Origin of the sequence: Phycicoccus sp. Root101 (assembly GCF_001426245.1) — a bacterium.
Taxonomy (GTDB): Bacteria; Actinomycetota; Actinomycetes; order Actinomycetales; family Dermatophilaceae; genus Pedococcus.
In genome coordinates this window covers 53,777-71,679 of record NZ_LMCM01000011.1, presented here as the reverse complement: position 1 = coordinate 71,679, position 17,903 = coordinate 53,777, and the positions used below count along the sequence as shown (strand labels likewise).

General features: G+C 73.6%; 22 protein-coding genes. 14 read left to right on the top strand and 8 right to left on the bottom strand.

Annotated features, from left to right (window positions below):
* Positions 1-19: 19 nt before the first annotated feature.
* From ASC58_RS19860 to ASC58_RS19835, 6 genes are read right to left on the bottom strand one after another with little or no spacing between them, the layout of a single operon-like run.
* Positions 20-811 (bottom strand): urease accessory protein UreD, encoded by a 792-nt coding sequence (locus ASC58_RS19860; protein WP_056920501.1) that lies wholly within the window; start codon positions 809-811, stop codon positions 20-22.
* Positions 795-1,502: an urease accessory protein UreG gene (gene ureG / locus ASC58_RS19855; RefSeq protein WP_056920500.1), complete on the bottom strand. Its 708-nt coding sequence runs from the start codon at positions 1,500-1,502 to the stop codon at positions 795-797. The genes ASC58_RS19860 and ureG overlap by 17 nt, the downstream gene beginning before the upstream one ends.
* Positions 1,495-2,205 carry an urease accessory UreF family protein gene (locus ASC58_RS19850; RefSeq protein WP_200947888.1) on the bottom strand — a complete coding sequence of 237 codons (711 nt, stop codon included), beginning with the start codon at positions 2,203-2,205 and terminating at the stop codon, positions 1,495-1,497. The genes ureG and ASC58_RS19850 overlap by 8 nt, the downstream gene beginning before the upstream one ends.
* Positions 2,205-3,914: an urease subunit alpha gene (locus ASC58_RS19845; RefSeq protein ID WP_056920499.1), complete on the bottom strand. Its 1,710-nt coding sequence runs from the start codon at positions 3,912-3,914 to the stop codon at positions 2,205-2,207. The genes ASC58_RS19850 and ASC58_RS19845 overlap by 1 nt, the downstream gene beginning before the upstream one ends.
* Positions 3,907-4,284 (bottom strand): urease subunit beta, encoded by a 378-nt coding sequence (gene ureB / locus ASC58_RS19840; RefSeq protein ID WP_056920498.1) that lies wholly within the window; start codon positions 4,282-4,284, stop codon positions 3,907-3,909. The genes ASC58_RS19845 and ureB overlap by 8 nt, the downstream gene beginning before the upstream one ends.
* A 27-nt stretch (positions 4,285-4,311) precedes the next feature.
* Positions 4,312-4,614 (bottom strand): urease subunit gamma, encoded by a 303-nt coding sequence (locus ASC58_RS19835; RefSeq protein WP_056915543.1) that lies wholly within the window; start codon positions 4,612-4,614, stop codon positions 4,312-4,314.
* Between the two features lie 139 nt (positions 4,615-4,753).
* Between ASC58_RS19835 and ASC58_RS19830 the strand changes: the two genes are divergently transcribed.
* The 4 genes from ASC58_RS19830 (at position 4,754) to ASC58_RS19815 (ending at position 7,586) form a co-directional block, all read left to right on the top strand.
* Positions 4,754-5,431, top strand: a complete 678-nt coding sequence (locus ASC58_RS19830) for an alpha/beta hydrolase (RefSeq protein WP_157598585.1) — start codon at positions 4,754-4,756, stop codon at positions 5,429-5,431.
* Between the two features lie 21 nt (positions 5,432-5,452).
* Positions 5,453-5,755 (top strand): DUF2087 domain-containing protein, encoded by a 303-nt coding sequence (locus ASC58_RS19825; protein ID WP_056920496.1) that lies wholly within the window; start codon positions 5,453-5,455, stop codon positions 5,753-5,755.
* Positions 5,756-5,809: 54 nt separating this feature from the next.
* The gene (locus ASC58_RS19820; RefSeq protein WP_056920495.1) at positions 5,810-6,835 is read left to right on the top strand and encodes a glycoside hydrolase family 68 protein; all 1,026 of its coding nucleotides are present in this window, start codon (positions 5,810-5,812) and stop codon (positions 6,833-6,835) included.
* A gap of 211 nt (positions 6,836-7,046) precedes the next feature.
* Complete coding sequence (locus ASC58_RS19815; protein WP_056920494.1) at positions 7,047-7,586, top strand: GNAT family N-acetyltransferase; 540 nt, start codon at positions 7,047-7,049, stop codon at positions 7,584-7,586.
* Positions 7,587-7,737: 151 nt separating this feature from the next.
* Here the strand turns inward: ASC58_RS19815 and ASC58_RS19810 are convergent, their stop codons facing one another.
* Together ASC58_RS19810 and ASC58_RS19805 are read right to left on the bottom strand one after the other, a co-directional pair.
* Complete coding sequence (locus ASC58_RS19810) at positions 7,738-8,241, bottom strand: DinB family protein (RefSeq protein ID WP_056920493.1); 504 nt, start codon at positions 8,239-8,241, stop codon at positions 7,738-7,740.
* 60 nt (positions 8,242-8,301) lie between these two features.
* The gene (locus ASC58_RS19805) at positions 8,302-8,946 is read right to left on the bottom strand and encodes an LON peptidase substrate-binding domain-containing protein (protein ID WP_056920492.1); all 645 of its coding nucleotides are present in this window, start codon (positions 8,944-8,946) and stop codon (positions 8,302-8,304) included.
* 95 nt (positions 8,947-9,041) lie between these two features.
* Here ASC58_RS19805 and ASC58_RS19800 point away from each other — a divergent pair, with 95 nt between their 5' ends.
* The 10 genes from ASC58_RS19800 to ASC58_RS19755 are packed head-to-tail and all read left to right on the top strand — an operon-like array spanning position 9,042 to position 17,891.
* Positions 9,042-9,401 carry an NADH-quinone oxidoreductase subunit A gene (locus ASC58_RS19800; protein ID WP_056915536.1) on the top strand — a complete coding sequence of 120 codons (360 nt, stop codon included), beginning with the start codon at positions 9,042-9,044 and terminating at the stop codon, positions 9,399-9,401.
* Positions 9,401-10,018, top strand: a complete 618-nt coding sequence (locus ASC58_RS19795) for an NADH-quinone oxidoreductase subunit B (protein WP_056915535.1) — start codon at positions 9,401-9,403, stop codon at positions 10,016-10,018. Before ASC58_RS19800 ends, ASC58_RS19795 begins: the two co-directional genes overlap by 1 nt.
* The gene (locus ASC58_RS19790) at positions 10,015-10,545 is read left to right on the top strand and encodes an NADH-quinone oxidoreductase subunit C (protein ID WP_056915534.1); all 531 of its coding nucleotides are present in this window, start codon (positions 10,015-10,017) and stop codon (positions 10,543-10,545) included. The genes ASC58_RS19795 and ASC58_RS19790 overlap by 4 nt, the downstream gene beginning before the upstream one ends.
* The gene (nuoH, locus tag ASC58_RS19785; protein WP_056920533.1) at positions 10,542-11,507 is read left to right on the top strand and encodes an NADH-quinone oxidoreductase subunit NuoH; all 966 of its coding nucleotides are present in this window, start codon (positions 10,542-10,544) and stop codon (positions 11,505-11,507) included. The genes ASC58_RS19790 and nuoH overlap by 4 nt, the downstream gene beginning before the upstream one ends.
* Positions 11,504-12,133 carry an NADH-quinone oxidoreductase subunit I gene (locus ASC58_RS19780; protein ID WP_056915533.1) on the top strand — a complete coding sequence of 210 codons (630 nt, stop codon included), beginning with the start codon at positions 11,504-11,506 and terminating at the stop codon, positions 12,131-12,133. Before nuoH ends, ASC58_RS19780 begins: the two co-directional genes overlap by 4 nt.
* Positions 12,130-12,654 (top strand): NADH-quinone oxidoreductase subunit J, encoded by a 525-nt coding sequence (locus ASC58_RS19775; RefSeq protein WP_056920491.1) that lies wholly within the window; start codon positions 12,130-12,132, stop codon positions 12,652-12,654. Before ASC58_RS19780 ends, ASC58_RS19775 begins: the two co-directional genes overlap by 4 nt.
* Entirely contained in the window at positions 12,651-12,950 is a 300-nt protein-coding gene (gene nuoK, locus ASC58_RS19770; RefSeq protein ID WP_056915531.1) for an NADH-quinone oxidoreductase subunit NuoK, read from the top strand. The genes ASC58_RS19775 and nuoK overlap by 4 nt, the downstream gene beginning before the upstream one ends.
* On the top strand, positions 12,947-14,851 hold the full coding sequence (locus ASC58_RS19765; protein ID WP_056920490.1) for an NADH-quinone oxidoreductase subunit L: 1,905 nt from the start codon (positions 12,947-12,949) through the stop codon (positions 14,849-14,851). The genes nuoK and ASC58_RS19765 overlap by 4 nt, the downstream gene beginning before the upstream one ends.
* On the top strand, positions 14,848-16,320 hold the full coding sequence (locus ASC58_RS19760) for a NuoM family protein (protein WP_056915529.1): 1,473 nt from the start codon (positions 14,848-14,850) through the stop codon (positions 16,318-16,320). The genes ASC58_RS19765 and ASC58_RS19760 overlap by 4 nt, the downstream gene beginning before the upstream one ends.
* On the top strand, positions 16,317-17,891 hold the full coding sequence (locus tag ASC58_RS19755) for an NADH-quinone oxidoreductase subunit N (RefSeq protein WP_056920489.1): 1,575 nt from the start codon (positions 16,317-16,319) through the stop codon (positions 17,889-17,891). Before ASC58_RS19760 ends, ASC58_RS19755 begins: the two co-directional genes overlap by 4 nt.
* Positions 17,892-17,903 lie beyond the last annotated feature (12 nt).

Here is a 17,903-nt window from a genome sequence, read left to right as displayed (position 1 = left end):
CCGCAGCACGTCTCCTCCGTCAAAGGGACGGGAGTTGGGCGGCCCATCGTGCCCAGGTCCCGGGCAGGTCCGAGTCGTGCGCGTCGGTCACCAGCCGGCGCGCCAGCACACCAGGTTCGTGCAGCCTGAACACGGTGGCACGCGCCCCCGGGGCGCCCTCGGTATGGCGCGGAGCCGGGTCCGCCGGCGGCGTCACCCCCGTGTCGGGACGCCAGCCGAGGGCGGTGACGGAGTCGACGACGCGGGCACCTCCGAGGACGCCGACGCCACCCACGGTCGACGTGCCGCCGAGGGTGAGCTCCTCGACGAGGGCCGGCCGCGCGGCATACGCCATGGTCGTCCGGCAGGTGAGGTCGCCACCGACCTGGCCGCTGCGGCCCAGGGCGACGCGGTCGCGCAGCAGCAACCGGCCCGTCTCGGCCACGTCGACGTCCAGGGTGCGCACGACCTCCGCCCCGTCGCACACGACGAGCGGTTCGCCGGCCCAGACGAGGACGGCACCCGGGTGGACGGTCAGCGACACCGCGACGAGGCACCGCAGCCCCCGCCCGTGGTACGCCACGGTGCCTGCGACGTCGCGCAGGTCGAGGCGCAGGCCGGGCCCGACCTCGACGGCCAGGCGCAGCTCGTCGCCCCCGAGCAGAGTCGCGGTCGTGGCGATGAGGGCCACCTCGGCGCTCGCCGCCCCCTGCCGCACGACCCGCGGGGAGACGAGGCCGCCGCGCAGCTCCAGGCGGGCCCCTCCTCCCGGGTGGCTGTCGGTGGGGAGGAGGGCGACCCGCGCGGTACGGACGTCAGTGCGTGTGGGCACCCTCACCGCCGGCGTGGGAGTGCGGGGCCATGGGGCCCGGGTCGACGGGGATGTGGCCCCCGCTGCGGTGGTCGTCCAGCACCCCGAGCACCCAGTCCGTGAGCGCCGTGACCGATGCGCGGTCGTGGCGGGACAGGGCGATCACCGGCCGCCCGTCCCGGGCCTCGCGGCCCTGGCGGGCCATGAGCTCGGCGTCGACCCCGACGTACGGCGCGAGGTCGGTCTTGTTGACCACGAGCAGGTCGGCCCGCGAGATGCCGGGGCCGCCCTTGCGCACGACGTCCCCGCCCCCGGCGACGTCGAGGACGAACAGCTGCGCGTCCACCAGGGCGGGCGAGAACGTCGCCGTGAGGTTGTCGCCACCGGACTCCACGAGGACGAGGTCCAACGGTGCGAAGTCGGCCTCGAGGTCCTCGACGGCGAGCAGGTTGGCGCTGACGTCGTCACGGATGGCGGTGTGCGGGCAGGCGCCGGTCTCGACCGCGCGGATCCGCTCGGGGTCGAGCACTCCTGCGGCACGCAGCATGCGGGCGTCCTCGTCGGTGTAGATGTCGTTGGTGACGACCCCCAGCTCGAGGGTGTCGCCGAGCTCGCGGCAGAGCATGCCGATGAGCGAGGACTTGCCGGTGCCGACGGGCCCGGCGACGCCGAGCCGCAGGGCGCGGGTGGTGGACGGGCTGGCCTCAGGCACTGAACAACCTCCGTGGGTGGGTCGGGTGGTGGTGCGCCCACTGCTCGAGCAGCGGGGCAGCCGGAGCAGGTATGGCGCCGGGCTCGGTGAGGTGCGCGACCGCGGCGACCACGGCCTCGACGTCACCGCCTGCCGCCAGCAGCCACGCGGTCGCGTCCGAGGGGTCGAGCGGGCAGAGCTTGAGGGCGGCGGCGCAGAGGGTCTGCACGTCGTCGTAGGCGACGAGCCGGGCCGTGCGCGCAGCGTCCAGACCTGCTGCGGCAGCCATCGCCCCGACGGCGACCGGTCTCGACGGCAGGCGCAGGTCCTCGAGGGCGGCGGCGGCTGCCGAGCCGGGCCAGAGCCGCAGGGTGAGTCGTCGCTGCCCGCGTCCCACCGCGACCGAGGCGGCCCGCGAGACCTCGCTGGGGGTCCGGGCGGCCCACGCGTCCTGCACCTGTTGCAGGGGGAGCCCGGCGAGGACGTGGTGGCGGGCAACGACGGCGACGGCGGCCTCGACGCGGACCACCGTGCGCAGGCGGGTCCGCACCAGCGCGGGGACGTCGCCCTCGGCCAGCCCGCCGAGCAGGGCGGGTTCGAGGCCGGAGGACTGGGTGTGACCACCAACGGGGAGCCGGCCGTCGGCGAGCATCATCGCGGCGAACTCGGGGTGGGGGAGGACGGGTGGCCCGACGGCCGGTACCTGCGAAGGCGAACTCGGCATCAGAACAGCGAATACCGTTGGGCCAGCGGGAGCTCCGTCGCGGGCGACGGCGTGACGACCTCTCCCTCGACGCGGATCTCGAACGACTCGGGGTCGACCTCGATCGCCGGCGTGGCGCTGTTGTTGACCATGTCGGCCTTGGTGACGTCGCGGGTGGGCCGCACCCCGACGAGGGTGCTCCGCAGCCCCAACGTCTCGGCCAGCCCGGCCTCCAGGGCCGCGGGGGCGACGAAGGTCAGCGACCGGTCCGCTCCCGCACCGCCTTCGCCGACGAGGGCCGGACGCATGAGCACCGGCTGCGGGGTGGGGATGGACGCGTTCGGGTCGCCGAGGGCGGCATACACGATCGCGCCCGCCTTGATGACGAGGTCCGGACGCCACCCGAAGAACTTCGGGTCCCAGAGCACGAGGTCCGCGAGCTTGCCCGGCTCGACGGAGCCGACCTCGTGGTCGATGCCGTGCGCGACGGCCGGGTTGATCGTGTACTTCGCGACGTAGCGGCGGGCCCGCTCGTTGTCGGCCGGGAGGCTGGCGCCGAGCGCGCCGTAGCGGGCCTTCATCACGTGCGCGACCTGCCACGTGCGCGTGACGACCTCGCCGATGCGGCCCATCGCCTGGGCGTCCGAGCTGGTCATCGACAGGGCCCCGAGGTCGTGCAGGAGGTCCTCGGCGGCGATGGTCGTCGCGCGGATCCGGCTCTCGGCGAAGGCCAGGTCCTCCGGCACCGCGGGGTTGAGGTGGTGGCAGACCATGAGCATGTCGAGGTGCTCGGCGACGGTGTTGACGGTGTGGGGGAGCGTCGGGTTCGTCGAGCCGGGCAGGACGTTGGCGTGGCTCGCGATGGTGATGATGTCCGGGGCGTGGCCGCCACCGGCGCCCTCGGTGTGGAACGCGTGGATGCTCCGCCCGCCGATCGCCCGCAGCGTCGAGTCGACGTAGCCCGCCTCGTTGAGGCTGTCGCTGTGCAGCGTCACCTGCAGCCCGAACTCGTCGGCCGCGCGCAGCGCCGCGTCGATGGCTGCCGGGGTGCTGCCCCAGTCCTCGTGCACCTTGTACGCCGCGGCGCCGGCCAGGGCCTGCTCGCGCAGCCCCGCGGCGCTGACCGTGTTGCCCTTGCCCATGAGGAGCACGTTGACGGGCAGGTGGTCGAGTCCGCGCAGCACCGACTGAAGGTGCCACGGACCGGGTGTCACGGTGGTGGCCTTGGAACCCTCGGACGGCCCGGTGCCGCCACCACCCAGGGTGGTCAGCCCGGCGGCGAGCGCCTCGTGCACCTGGCTGGTCGACAGGAAGTGGACGTGCAGGTCGATGCCACCCGCGGTGAGGATCCGTCCCTCGCCGGAGATGACGTCGGTGCCCGGGCCGATCTCCAGGTCGGGGTGCACGCCGTCGGCGATGTCGGGGTTGCCGCTGCGGCCCAGCGCCACGATGCGGCCGCCACGGATGCCCACGTCGGCCCGGACGACGCCCCAGTGGTCGAGGACGATCGCGTTCGTGATGACGGTGTCCAGCGCGCCGTCCGCGTTGGTGAGCAGTCCCTGGGCCATCGACTCGCGGATCGACTTCCCGCCACCGAAAACTGCCTCCTCGCCACCGAAGGTCAGGTCGTCCTCGACCTCGACCCACAGGTCGGTGTCGCCGAGGCGGACCTGGTCGCCGGTCGTGGGGCCGTACAGCGCGGCATACCGCTCGCGGTCGAGGTCAGCCATCGTGGGCACCTCCCTCGGCGCGCTCGTGGGTTTCGCCGGCCCGGCCGTCGGTGCGGCCGTCGACCTGGAGGCCCGGCACCCGACGGCGGCCCTTGAGGGCCACGGCGTCGACCTGGCGGCTGACGCCGGGCTCGAACCGGACCGACGTGCCGCTCGCGATGTCGAGACGGAAGCCGTGGGCGGCGTCGCGGTCGAAGGACAGCGCGGTGTTGCTGTCCGGCAGGTGCAGGTGCGACCCGATCTGGACCGGGCGGTCACCGGTGTTGACGATGACGAGGCTGAGGCGTTCGGCCTCGGTGCGGTCGGCGTTGATGGTGACGGTGCCCGGCTTCACCCGGACCGCTCCCGGTCCGGAACTGTTGCTGCTCAACGGATCTCCTGCTCTCGGCTGTCTCGGTCAGGCGATCGGGTGGTGGAGGGTGACGAGCTTGCGGCCGTCGGGGAACGTCGCCTCGACCTGCACGTCGGCGATCATCTCCGGCACGCCCGCCATGACCTGGTCGCGGTGCAGGACCGCCCGGCCCTCCTCCATGAGGTCGGCGACCAGGGCGCCTTCGCGGGCGCGCTCGATGACCCACGTGGAGAGCAGGGCGACCGACTCGGGGTGGTTGAGCAGGACGCCGCGCGACAGCCGGTCGCGGGCGACCATGCCGGCGACGGACAGCAGCAGCTTCTCGGTGTCCGCGGGGGACAGGTGCACGGCAGCCTCCTCGGTGTCGTGGTCGGTCTCTGGCGGTCAGTAGACCAAGGCAGTGTTTCAAGCGCATTTCGCCACGGCTACCCGGGACGGTGCGCGTTTCCCGCGCTGTCACCGCCCACGTCGGGCTAGCGTGCCGAACGTGTCCGTCGACGTGCTCGTGCTGCCCAGCCCGCTGCTGGGGCCGGTGGCCTACGGCCCGCTGGCGGGAGCCCTCGACGCCCGCGGTGCGTCGACGGCGGTCGCGGACCTGCCCGACGGCGTGCTGACCCCGGCGGCGGTGCTGGCGGGGTTCGTCGACCAGCTCGTCTCGTCCGGGGCGTCCCTCCTGGTGGCCCACAGCAACGCGGGGTACCTCGTCCCGGCCCTGCACGCAGCGGTCCCTGTCGGTGCCGTGGTCCTCGTCGACGCGGCCCTGCCCCTGGCGCCCGGGCCCACGACCGTGCTGGCGCCCCCGGCGTTCGCGGACTTCGTCGCCGGGCTGCCGAAGGTGGACGGCCTGCTCCCGCCGTGGCCGCTGTGGTGGGACCCCGCCGACGTCGGGCCGCTCTTCCCGTCGGAGGACTGGCTCTCACGCGTGACCGACGGGGCACCCCGGCTCCCGCCGTCGTGGTTCACGACCCCGGTGGAGGTGCCGGGGGGCTGGGAGGCCCTGCCCGCGGCATACCTCGGCTTCGGTGGGACGTATGCCGAGGAGCTCACCTTCGCCCGTGGGGCCGGCTGGCCGGTCGACGTCGTCGAGGGCCACCACCTGCACCTGCTCTCGGAGCCCGACGCGACCGCCGAGGCGGTGCTGGGGCTGCGCGAGCGGCTGCGGTGAGGGCTGCCTAGGGTGGTGGGCATGGACCGACCGGCGCTCCAGGACGCCCTGAGGAACCGCGACGCCGTGCTCCGGGCGTTCGTGCGCCCCGACGGCAGCCTCGTGTCGATCCCGACGAAGATCGCCAAGCGCCTCGTCGTGCTCGACCTCATCGCGCAGGAGTTCGCCGTGGGAGAGGTGTACGAGGAGACCGAGGTCAACGCCACGCTGCGGGCGTTCCACGACGACGTCGCGGCGCTGCGGCGGTACCTCGTCGAGGAGGAGTTCATGGACCGGCGCGACGGCCGCTACTGGCGGGCCGGCGGGACGGTCGACGGGGTCTGACCGAGGCGCGGGCAACGCCGTGCCAGACGCGCGCGGGGCTGCCACACTCGGCGCATGCTTCGGCTCGAAGACCACTGGGTCTGGGACTCCTGGATCGCCGACGACGGCGACCTCTACCACCTGTTCTTCCTCCAGGCGCCGAGGTCGTTGGTCGACCCGGGCAAGCGGCACACCGCGGCGACGGTGGGCCATGCGACCTCGCGGGACCTCGTCACCTGGGACTACCTCGGCGAGTGCTTCGGCCCGGCGGAGACCGGGTTCGACGACCTGGCGATCTGGACCGGGTCGGTCGTGCGCGACGGCGAGCGCTGGCGGATGTTCTACACGGCGGTCTCGACCTCGGGGCACCACGTCTACGACCAGCGGATCGGTTCAGCGGTCTCCGACGACCTGCACCACTGGGAGCGGGTCTCCTCCGAGCCCGCCCTGCGCGTCGACGGGCGCTGGTACAAGAACCTCGCCAACACGCCGGCGCCGACGCAGGGCCCGGACCTCGAGGGGGCGAGCGAGACGTGGCGGGACCCCCTGGTGTTCGCCGATGCCGACGGCGACGGCTGGCACCTCCTGCTCGCCGCCCGGGCCCGGGAGGCTGCCCGCAACGACGACGGCGTGGTGGCCCACGCCACCAGCCCCGACCTCGAGAGGTGGACCCTCCAGCCGCCGCTGTGCGAGCCGGGCGCAGGGTTCGGGCAGCTGGAGGTGTTGCAGGACAAGCAGATCGACGGCCGCTGGGTGCTGGTCTTCACGTGCCACCCGCAGGAGATGACCGCCGAGCGCAAGGCCCGCACGGGCGAGTACTGCACGTGGTCGGTCCCCGGACCCGGGCCGCTCGGGCCCTGGGACATCGACTCCGCCCGTCCCTTCACGGCGGAGCCCCACCTGTTCGCCGCGCCGCTGGTGCAACGGCGGGACGGTTCGTGGGCGCTGATCGGCTTCCGCAACGTCGAGCCGGAGGGCTTCGACGGGTTCGAGATCATCGACCCGGTCCCCGTGACGCTCGACGACGACGGCTACCTCGTCGCCGCCGACGACTACGTCCCCTGGCCCTCGAGCTACGCCGCCCTCCCCAAGGCGCCCTGACTCCCGACTTCTCGGCGCCCTGACTCCCGGCTCCCCGGCTCCCGGCTCCCGGCTCCCTCGAGTTTGAAGCCCGTCCTGCGCCAGAGCGCGCTCAGCGCTTCAAACTCACGGGAGTGTGCCGCCTCTGTGGGGTGTCGGGACCGCGTGCAGCGTATGGCGCGTGCGGAAATCGGGAGGCGGCGCGACCGTGCGCGTGGCTAGGGTCGCGTGCATGTTGATCCGCCGCGAGCTGCCGTCCGACGCCGACGCGATCAGGGCGGTGCACCTCGCGGCATTCGCCAAGCCGGCCACCGACGATGCGCCGGCTCGCGAGGGGACCCTCGAGGCCGACCTGGTCGACGACCTTCGCGCCGACGGCGACCTCGTCGGGGAGTGCTGCCTGGTGGCCGAGGTCGATGGGGCCGTCGCGGGGCACGTGGCGATCAGCCGGGCGTTCGTCGCAGACCAGCCGGTGCTGGTCGCGCTGGGTCCCCTCGGGGTCCTGCCCGAGGTCCAGCGGGTCGGCATCGGCTCGGCCCTCGTGCACGCCACGCTCGGCGCGGCAGACGCGCTGGGCGAGCCGGCGGTGGTGCTCCTCGGCCACCCGACCTACTACCCGAGGTTCGGGTTCGGACCGGCCGTCGACCACGGCATCACGCCGCCTCAGGACTGGGGGCCGCAGTACTTCCTGCTCCGCCGGTTGCACGCCTGGGGCGACGGACTCTCCGGTCCCTTCCGCTACGCCCCCGCCTTCGAACGCCTCGACGACTGACGCAGCGGCAGGACCCGGACGTTCTCGGTCACCGCGACGACTCGCCAGCAAAGCGGGTGTCGTTCGGCGAAACCGTGGGAAATAACTGCCGTGGTGCCGAACGACACCCGCTTTGCGCGGAGGGTGCGCCGGTCGGGAGAAGCAGGGACGCTCAGTCGCCGGTGCGGCCGTCGGCGAGCTCGCGCAGCAGGTCGAGGTGGCCGTTGTGCCGGGCGTTCTCCTCGATCAGGTGCAGGATGACCCAGCGCAGGGTCGGGTGGTCACCACCCCGGAACGGGGTCACCGAGCGGTCGTCGAGCTGCAGGTCCGCGATCAGGGCGTCGGTGCGGACGGCCTGCGCGGCATACTCCTCCAGCGTCTGGGCGATCGGCGTCTCGGCACCCACGGTGAACTCGCGGTCCGGCTCGGTCGCGGTCCACGGCCCGAGGTCGGGGCCACCGACGAACCGGTTCTCGATCCAGGAGTGCTCGACCCAGCGCAGGTGGTTGATCACCCCGCCGATGGACATCAGGGGCGACCCCGGCAGGGGTGCGGCGCCGACGTGGTGGGTGGCGAGGTCGCGGGCCTTCCCGGCGGCGACGTCACGGGTGTACTGCAGCATCGTGAGGAGGGTGGTGCGCTCGTCCCACGCGCTCGGGGTGTCGTCCGGTGTCATGCCCCGACCCTGTCGCACGGGTGGGACACCCGCCACCGGGTTTCCGCGGGGCGCCCCGCGTCAGTTGAGGTTCCAGGGGCGGTCCGGCGACGGCGGGACGACGCCGAGGGTCTGGGCCAGCCCCTGCTCCCGACGGACCAGGCGCAGGCCGAGGCGCAGCCGCGTCTCCGTGTCGGGGGCGGCGAGCAGCCGCTGCCGGTCGCCGAGGTCGAGCCCGACGGCGGTGCCGACGGTGTGCGACAGCTCGACGGGGTCGTGCGGCCAGTCGGGCACCTCGGCCCCCAGGGTCCTGGCGTAGCGGTTCAGGGCGTCGTGCAGGCGCGTGACCAGCTCGGCCACCTCCTGCGCGTCGCCCGGGTGCTCCTCGAGGACCGTCACCTCGCCGGTGAGGTAGGCCGAACCCGTGTCGGCGAGGGCGTCGAGGTGGAACCGCTCGGTCCCCGTGCTCACCACGAGGTACCGCCCGTCGCCGATGGAGGCAGCCTGCAGGACCCGGGCCAGGCAGCCGATCTCTTGCAGGTCGCGGGCCGAGCCGACACCCACCTCGTTGCCCTGCCGGATCGCCACCACCCCGAACTCGGGGACCTCCATCGCGTTGACGAGGTCGCTGAGCATGACGACGTACCGCGGCTCGAAGATCTGCAGCGGCAGGGAGGCCCCCGGGACGAGGACGGTGCCGAGGGGGAAGAGCGGGATCCGCGCCATGGGTCCACGCTAGGTGCGGACGGCGCTTCCCGACACCCCACCGACGACGTATGCCGCGCCACCGCCTGCGGGGGCCCGGCCACTAGGCTGCCCACGTGTCGCCCTACGTCGTCGTCGCCGCAGTGGTCGTGGTCGGACTGCTGCTGTTCGTGGCGGCCATGGGGGCGCGGCTGCTGCTCGCGCCGAGCGCCCCGACCAGGGCCAAGCTGACGACCTACGAGTCCGGCGTCGACCCGGTCGGGCAGGACTGGGCGCAGACCCAGATCCGCTACTTCGTCTACGCGTTCCTCTACGTCATCTTCGCGGTCGACGCGGTCTACCTGTTCCCCTGGGCGCTCGTCCTGCGCTCGGCCGACCTCGGGGCCGCCTCGCTCGTCGAGATCGCCGTCTTCATCGGTGTCCTGCTGGTGGGACTCGTGCACGCCGCGCGCCGCGGTCTGCTGAGGTGGCTGTGATGTCCGAGTCCACGAGGGTCGCCCTGCCCATGCCGCGCGTCGGCGCGGGCAACGAGCACGCTCCCCAGCCGATCCGCGTCGTGCTCAACTGGGGCCGGCGCTACTCCCTGTGGGTCTTCAACTTCGGCCTGGCCTGCTGCGCGATCGAGTTCATCGCCGCCTCGATGGCCCGGCACGACTTCATCCGGCTCGGGGTCATCCCGTTCGCGCCGGGGCCGCGTCAGGCCGACCTCATGGTCGTGTCGGGGACGGTGACGGACAAGATGGCGCCGGCCGTCCGACGGCTCTACGACCAGATGCCGGAGCCGAAGTACGTGATCTCGTTCGGGGCCTGCTCCAACTCCGGTGGCCCCTACTGGGACTCCTACAGCGTCACCAAGGGCGTCGACACGATCATCCCCGTCGACGTCTACGTGCCGGGCTGCCCGCCGCGGCCCGAGTCGCTCCTGCAGGGCATCATCAAGCTGCAGGAGAAGATCGCGTCGGAGACCCTGTCCACCAAGGGAATCCGGGCGAAGTACGCGGGACACCGCACCGCGTCCGCCGGTGAGGTGACCCGTGGTCTCGTGGCCCCTCCCGTCCACGCACCGCGCTCGAAGACCGGGGACCCGTCGTGAACGACCCGGCCACCGTGCAGCGCCGTGAGGTGTCGCCGCCGGCGTGGGTCTCCGCGGTCGAGGGCGCGCGCGCCGAGGGCTTCACCTTCTTCGACTGGCTGACTGCCGTCGACCAGACCGACTCGGCCGAGGACCCCGGGTTCGACGTGGTCTGCCACCTCATGGACGGGTCGACGCCGAAGTCGTTGCGCCGCATCATGATCCGGACCCGCGTGCCCGATGGTGGGACGCTCGCCAGCATCACCCCGGTCTTCCGCGGCGCAGCGTGGCACGAACGCGAGACGCACGAGATGTTCGGGCTCGGGTTCGACGGGTTCGACGACGGCACCGGGCAGGACCTGCGGCCGCTGCTCCTCCCCGACGGGTTCGAGGGGACCCCGCTGCGCAAGTCGTTCGTCCTGGCCGCCCGTGCCTCGAAGGCCTGGCCCGGCGCCAAGGAGCCCGGCGAGAGCGAGCACACCAAGCCCACCGGGCGCCGCCGTGTGTCCGCTCCCGGTGTGCCCGATGCCGAGTGGGGTCCGCGGTGACCGCGCTCGAGGCCCTCGAGGTCGTGCTCCGCTCGGTCGCCGTGCTCGCGGCCTTCCTGGTGCTGCCCCTGCTCGTCGGGCAGACCGAGCACAAGGTCATGGCCCACATGCAGGGACGCCTCGGACCCATGTATGCCGGTGGGTTCCACGGGTGGGCCCAGCTCGTCGCCGACGGGGTCAAGTTCGTGCAGAAGGAGGACATCACCCCGGCCGCTGCCGACAAGGGTGTCTTCCGGTTCGCCCCGGCCGTCGCGCTCATCCCGTACCTCGTGGCCATGGCCGTCATCCCGCTGTCGCCCGACGTCGTCGCGGCTGACGCCCCCGCCTCCGCGGTGCTCGTCCTCGCGGTGACGGCCGTCGGGATCCTCGGCACCCTCATGGCGGGTTGGGCCAGCGCCAACAAGTACTCCCTGCTCGGGGCGATGCGGGCGGCCGCCCAGCTGCTGTCCTACGAGCTGCCGCTGGTGCTGTCCGTGGCGTCGGTCTGCCTCGCGGCCGGGTCGCTGTCCCTCTCCGGCATCGCCGCCGCCTGGTCCCCGTGGTGGCTGCTGTGGCAGCTCCCCGGTGCGGTCGTCTTCCTCGTCGCCGCCGTCGCAGAGCTCCAGCGCCCGCCGTTCGACATGCCGGTCGCCGACAGCGAGATCGTCTTCGGCGCCTACACCGAGTACACCGGACTGCGGTTCGCGTTCTTCCTGCTGAGCGAGTACGCCGGGATCGTCGTCATGTCGCTGCTGTTCGCCGTGCTCTACCTCGGCGGCTGGCAGGGGCCGTTCAGCGACCAGCTCGGCTGGGTCTGGACGATGCTGAAGGGGTTCGTCATCGCGGTGGTCGTCATCTGGCTGAGGGTGTCCTGGCCGCGACTGCGCGAGGACCAGCTCCAGCGCCTCGCCTGGCTCGTCCTCGTGCCGCTCGCCCTCGCGCAGCTGGCCCTCACCGGTGTCTGGGTGGTGGCGAGCGCATGACCGAGCCGACGACACCCAGCACGACACCGAGCACGACACCGGAGCCCACGAAGCGCAGCAGCGGGGGCGCCATACCGGGGATCCTCAAGGGGCTGGCCACCACGGCACGCACCCTGGCGAAGCCGTCGCACACGGCCGAGTACCCGGACGTGTCGCCGCACCTGCCCCCGCGCAGCCGGGGCGTCATCGCCCTGCTCGAGGAGAACTGCACCTCGTGCATGCTCTGCGCCCGCGAGTGCCCGGACTGGTGCATCTACATCGACTCGCACAAGGAGACGATCCCCGCGACCACCCCGGGTGGACGCGACCGCCAGCGCAACGTCCTCGACCGGTTCGCCATCGACTTCAGCCTCTGCATGTACTGCGGCATCTGCATCGAGGTGTGCCCGTTCGACGCGCTGCACTGGAGCCCCGAGTTCGAGTACTCCGAGCTCGACATCCGCGACCTGCTGCACGAGAAGGACCGGCTCGGGCAGTGGATGCCCACGGTCCCGCCACCGCCCGCGCTCGACGAGCACTCCGCCGAACCGGCCGAGATCGCCGCGACCAACAAGCCGGCCCGCCCCGTCCGCACCCCCGCCGCCCGTCCGACGCGGGTGACTCCGCAGCCGGAGGCGGAGGCGTGACCGGCCTCGACGTGGCGTTCGCCGCGGTCGGGCTCGTCGCCGCGGCCAGCGGGCTGCTCGCGGTGACGACCCGCCACGTCGTCCACGCGGCGCTGTGGCTCGTGGTCTGCCTCGGCTCGGTCGCCGGGTGCTACCTCGTGCTGGGCGCGGAGTTCGTCGCGCTGGTGCAGGTCCTCGTCTACGTCGGTGCCGTCGTCGTGCTCGTGCTCTTCGCCCTGATGCTGACGCGCGCCCCCATCGGGCCGCACGCGCAGATCGCCACGAGCCGCCTCCACCGGGTCCTCGCGGCGGTCCTCGGCGCGGGTGTGACCGCGATGCTGGCGGCGGTCCTCCTGCCGCTCGCCGCCCCGGTGTCCCGTCGGGAGACCGACACGACCGAGCTGGCGAGCCAGCTGTTCGGCACGTGGGTGTGGCCGTTCGAGCTCTTGTCCCTGCTGCTGCTCGTGGCGCTGGTCGCAGCCCTGGCGGTCTCCCGTGTCGCCGGGCGCGGAGCCCGCGAGGCGGGGCGGAGCGCCCCGTGATCCACCTCGCCGGCCCCTACCTCCTCGCCTCCGTGCTCGCCGGTCTCGGCGCGTACGGAGTGCTGGCCCGCCGCAACGCGGTGCTGGTCCTCATCGGGGTCGAGCTGATCCTCAACGCCGCCACCCTGCTGCTCGTCTCCGTCGGCGCCTCCGGCGGGGACCGCTGGGCGGCCGGCAACGTCCTCACCCTGTTCGTCATCACCATCGCCGCGGCCGAGGTGTGCGTCGCTCTCGCCGTGGTCCTGGCCGTCTACCGCCTGCGCGGCGACATCGACCTCGACCGGACCCGCTCGTGAGCGCCGCCGCGGCCAGGCTGGTCGTGCTCGTGCCGGTCGTCGCCGCCGTGCTCGGGCTCTTCCTCGCCCGACGACGGGAGGGCCTGGACCCCCGAGCCGCCCGTGCGGTCGCGGTCGGTGGGTCGCTCGTCACCCTTGCTGCAGCCGTCGCCCTGCTCGTCGGGGTGCACACGACCGGGCAGGACCGCGCCGTCGGCACCCTCCCGGCCCTCGCCGCGGGCGAGCTGCGCATCCCCTTGCTGCTGCAGGCGACCACGGCGACCGCCCTGATCGCACTCGTCGTCGCCGTCGTCGGCTGGGCGGTCCAGGTGTTCGCGGGCTGGTACCTGCGCGAGGACGACCGCTACGGCGTCTTCGCGGCCACGGTCTCGTTGTTCACCGCAGGCATGCTCGTCGTGGTCACCTCCGCCGACCTCGTGCTGACCCTCGTCGGCTGGGAGGTGATGGGCTGGTGCTCCTACCTGCTCATCGGTCACTGGAGCCGCAAGGAGTCCGCGCGCCGGGCCGCCCTCAAGGCCTTCCTCGTCACCCGGCTCGCCGACGTCGGGTTCGTCCTCGGGGTGGTGCTCCTCGCCGCGGGGGCCGGCTCCACGGCCTACCGGGCGGTGCTGGCGCACTGGGCGCCGGCCACCGAGTGCGCGGACTCGCTGGCGGCGGCCTGCGCGGCGCCTGACGGCACGCTGCGGACGGTCGCCATGGTGCTGCTCGTCATCGGGGTCCTCGGCAAGTCCGGCATGGTGCCGTTCCACGACTGGCTGCCCGACGCGATGGAGGGCCCGACGCCCGCGTCCGCCCTCATCCACGCGGCGACCATGGTGGCGGCCGGGACGTTCGTGCTGGCCCAGCTCTTCACCCTCCTCGAGGCCAGCGACGGGGCCCGCTGGGTGCTGGCGGTCAGCACCGCCGTGACCATGGTCTGGGCCGCCCTGCTGGCGTTCGGCCAGAGCGACCTCAAGCGGCTGCTGGCCTACTCCACCCTGAGCCAGGTCGCCCTCATGCTGTCGGCGCTCGCAGTGGCGCCGGCCGACGAGGGCCCGGGTGCCGGGGTGCTGCACCTGTACTCCCACGCGTTCTTCAAGGCGTTGCTGTTCCTCACGATCGGGTGGCTCAGCGTCACCGTCGGGGGCACCGCGGCCGCCACGCTCAAGGGGGGCCTGCGTGGCCACCTGCTGCTGCGCCCCGCCATGTTCGTCGGGCTGCTGTCGCTGGCGGGGGTGCCACCCCTCGTGGGGTTCGTCTCCAAGGAGCACGTCCTGTCCGCTGCCGAGGCGGGCGCGTCCGACGCCCCCGTCCGGGCGTGGCTGGTCCTGCTCGCCGGCCTGCTGACGGTCCCGCTGACCGCGGCGTACTGCATGCGCGCCTGGCTCGTCCTCGACGACCTCGGGACCGCCGACGTCGCACGCCACGAGGCCGACACGGCCACCGGGCCGGTGCGGGCGGCAGTGGCCGTCCTGGCGGTCCTCACCGTCCTCGGCGGGATCGTGGTGTTCACGCCGCTGATCGACCTCGAGGGCCACCTCGGGTGGTTCGTCGCGCTGCTGAGCCTGCTGCTCATCGCCGGTGCCGCCCTCGGGGTGCGCCGCGTCACCGCCAGCCGGTACGGCGCGGGGGAGGACCCCGCCCGCCTCGTCGGAGCACGGCAACCTGCCTTCGACGGCGGCTTCGGGGTGGACCGCCTGTATGTCGTGCTCGTCGCCCGGCCCGTGCTCGCCACCGCCCGGCTCGTCGTCTTCCTCGACCGCGAGGTCGTCGACGCGTACGTCCGGGGCGCCGCCGTCGGCGCCCTGCTGGCGGGGCGTGGCGGCGACCGGGCCCACCGCGCCGAGCGGGCGGCGACCGGGTTGGCCTGGGTCGTCGCCGGTGCCGTCACGGTGGCCCTGGCGGGGGTGGCGCTGCGGTGATCCTCCTCGCCCTCGTCGTGCCGGCTGCGGTGGCCACGTGGCTGCTCACCGCCGGTCGGAGCCTGCCGCACCGTGCCACCAACCTCACGTCCGCCGTCACCAGCGTCCTCACGCTGGCGTTCGTCGTCGCGAGCGTCGTCCTGCGGCCCGAGGTGGACCGGGCCTGGGTGCCGTCCCTCGGGCTGCGGTGGCACCTCGCCGTCGACGGCATCAGCGCGCCCCTGCTCCTGCTCACCGCCCTCCTGGGTGTCGCCGTCGTGCTGCACACCCGGGAGCGGCCTCCGGTGGGCGGCACCAGCGCCGCGTTCCACGCCTGCCTGCTGCTCGTCGAGGTCGGTGCCCTCGCCACCTTCTTCGCCCGCGACGCCGTGCTGTTCTTCGTGGCGTTCGAGGTGGTGCTCGTGCCCATGTGGGTGCTCATCACGCGCTTCGGCGACGCCCACCACCCGGCGGCGCGGGCCGAGGCCGGGGCACGCTTCGTCCTCTACACGGCCTTCGGCTCCACCCTGATGCTCGTCGGGATCCTGGCCCTCGTGACCCGGGCCGGCACCTCCGACCTGGGGGTCCTGGCCCAGGACGCCGGGCGCGGGCTCTCGCCGACCACCCAGCTCGTCGTGGCCTCGCTCCTCGTGGCCGGCCTGGCCGTCAAGGTGCCGGTCTTCCCGCTGCACACCTGGCTGCCCGCGGCCCACACCACCGCCCCCACCGCCGGCTCGGTGCTGCTCGCCGCCGTCCTGCTCAAGATGGGCACCTACGGCCTGGTCCGCCTGCCGCTGGCCACCGTGCCCGACGGGTTCGCCCGGGTCGCGCCGTTCCTCGCCGTCCTCGGTGCCGTCGGCATCCTGTGGGGAGGCCTGGCCTGCCTCGTCGAGCGTGACCTCAAGCGCCTGGTCGCCTACTCCTCGGTGGCACACATGGGGTTCGTCGCCATCGGGCTCGCGAGCGGCACGCGCACCGGTCTGCAGGCGGCGCTGTTCGCCAACGTCGCCCACGGCGTCGTCTCAGCCCTGCTGTTCGTCGTCGTCGGCGGCCTCAAGGAACGCTGGGGGAGCGCGGACCTCGACACCGCTCGAGCCGCGGTGCGCGAGGTCGCGCCTCGCCTCGGTTTCGCGCTCATCCTCGGCCTGGCCGCCTCCCTCGGGCTGCCCGGCCTGGCCGGCTTCTGGGGCGAGTTCCTGTCCGTGTATGCCGCGTGGTCACCGGGCGACGACCGGTCGCTCGGGCTCTTCCGCGCCGTCGCGGTGGTCGCCGCGCTCGGCACCGTGCTCGCCGCCGCCTACGCGCTCCGGGTGGCGCGACTCGTGTGGGCCGGCGACCGGACCTCGCCGCCCATCGAGGACACCCGCGGCAGCGAGTGGGACGTCGTCGTCGTCCTCGTCCTGCTCACGGTGGTCCTCGGTGTCGTCCCCGGTCCGTTGCTGTCCCTGACGCACGACACCGTGAGCACGCTGGTCGGAGCCGGGCCGTGAGCACCGTGGCCAGCCTCGACTGGCCCGTGCTCGGCCCGGTCCTGGCGCCGGCGGCGGGTGCCGTCGTCGTGCTCGTCGCCGACGCCGTGGCCCCCAGGGTCGCGCGGCTGCACGCCGTCGTCGGGGTGCTCGCCCTGCTCGTCGGTGCGGCCCTGGCTCTCCCCGCGGCCCTCGGGTCGACCGACGTGCCACGGCGCTCGCTGTGCCTGCCCGCGCCCGACGGCTGCCTGTACGAAGCAGGACCGGTCGTCGGCGCCCTGCAGGTGGGGGCCCTGCTCGCCGCCCTCGTCGTCCTGCTCCTCGTGTGGCCGCCGCGGTCCGGGACCCGTGACCAGCCCCTGCGGGGAGGGCCAGCCGTCCTCGTGGCGCTCCTGCTCGCCGCCACCGTCGGGGCCACCGGCGTCGCCGCCGCCCACGACCTCGGCTCGTGGCTGGTCTGCCTGGAGCTGGCGACCCTGCCCGCCATCGCCCTCGTCGCGCTGCGGGCGACCCCGGACGCGGGACGGGGCGCCCTGGCCCTGCTGACGACCTCGCTGGTGTCGTTCGCCCTCGTCGTCCTGGGTGCGGCCCTGTGGCTGCTGTCGACCGGGGCCGCGGTCTTCTCCGGACCGGCCGTGGCGACCGCGCTCGCCGATCCGCAGCGGCGTGCCGTGCTGCTCCTCGGGCTGCTGCTCCTGCTGGCAGGGGTCGGCTTCAAGCTCTCGTTGGTGCCGTTCCACGTGTGGACGCCCCAGGCCTACGCCGGCGGCACCGAGCCCGTCGCCGCGTTCCTCGCGGCCACGTCCAAGGTCGCCGCGCTGGCGGCCCTGCTCGTCGTCCTGCGCCCACTGGCGGGCTCGGGCCACGGCTCCGGGGCAGCCCCGGTCCTCGTCGTCGTGGGCATCGTGGCCGCGGTGTCGATGACCGTCGGCAACCTCGTCGCCCTCGTCCAGGACGACCCGGTCCGGCTCCTCGCGTGGTCGACCGTCGCCCAGGCGGGCTGGGTGGCGCTGCCGTTGTCGGTCGCGACGACGCAGGCCGACCAGGCCTCCGGCGCCTACCTCCTCGCCTACGTCGTCGCCACGCTCGTGGCGTTCGTCGTGGTCCACCTCGTCGCGCGGTCGGCCCCGACCGCCACCCCCGACGGCGGTGACGGACCGTCCCGCGGCCGGACGCTCGCGGCATACACGGGTCTGCTGCGGGAACGACCCCTCCTGGGCGGTGCGCTCGGGCTGGCCCTGCTCTCCCTCGCCGGGCTGCCGCCCGGCGTCCTCGGGCTGGTGGCCAAGGTCGTCGCGCTGCGTCCCGTGGTCGGGGACGGGCAGTGGGTGCTCGCCCTCGTCGCCGTCGCCAACGCCGTCCTCGGCATCGCGGTCTACCTGCGGTGGTTCGCGGTGCTGCTGCGCGATCCCGCGCCGGTCGGTCGGGGTGCTGGGGACCCGGAGGGTGCCGGTGACGGCGACGAAGGTCCCGTCGAGGAGCTCCTCGGAGGACCAGTCCCACGGCCCGCCCTGGCCGCCCTCATCCTGTCGGGAGGGGTCCTCGTCGCCGCGAGCGTGCTGCCCCAGCTGGTGCTCGGCCTGCTGGGCTGACCAGGGAACGCC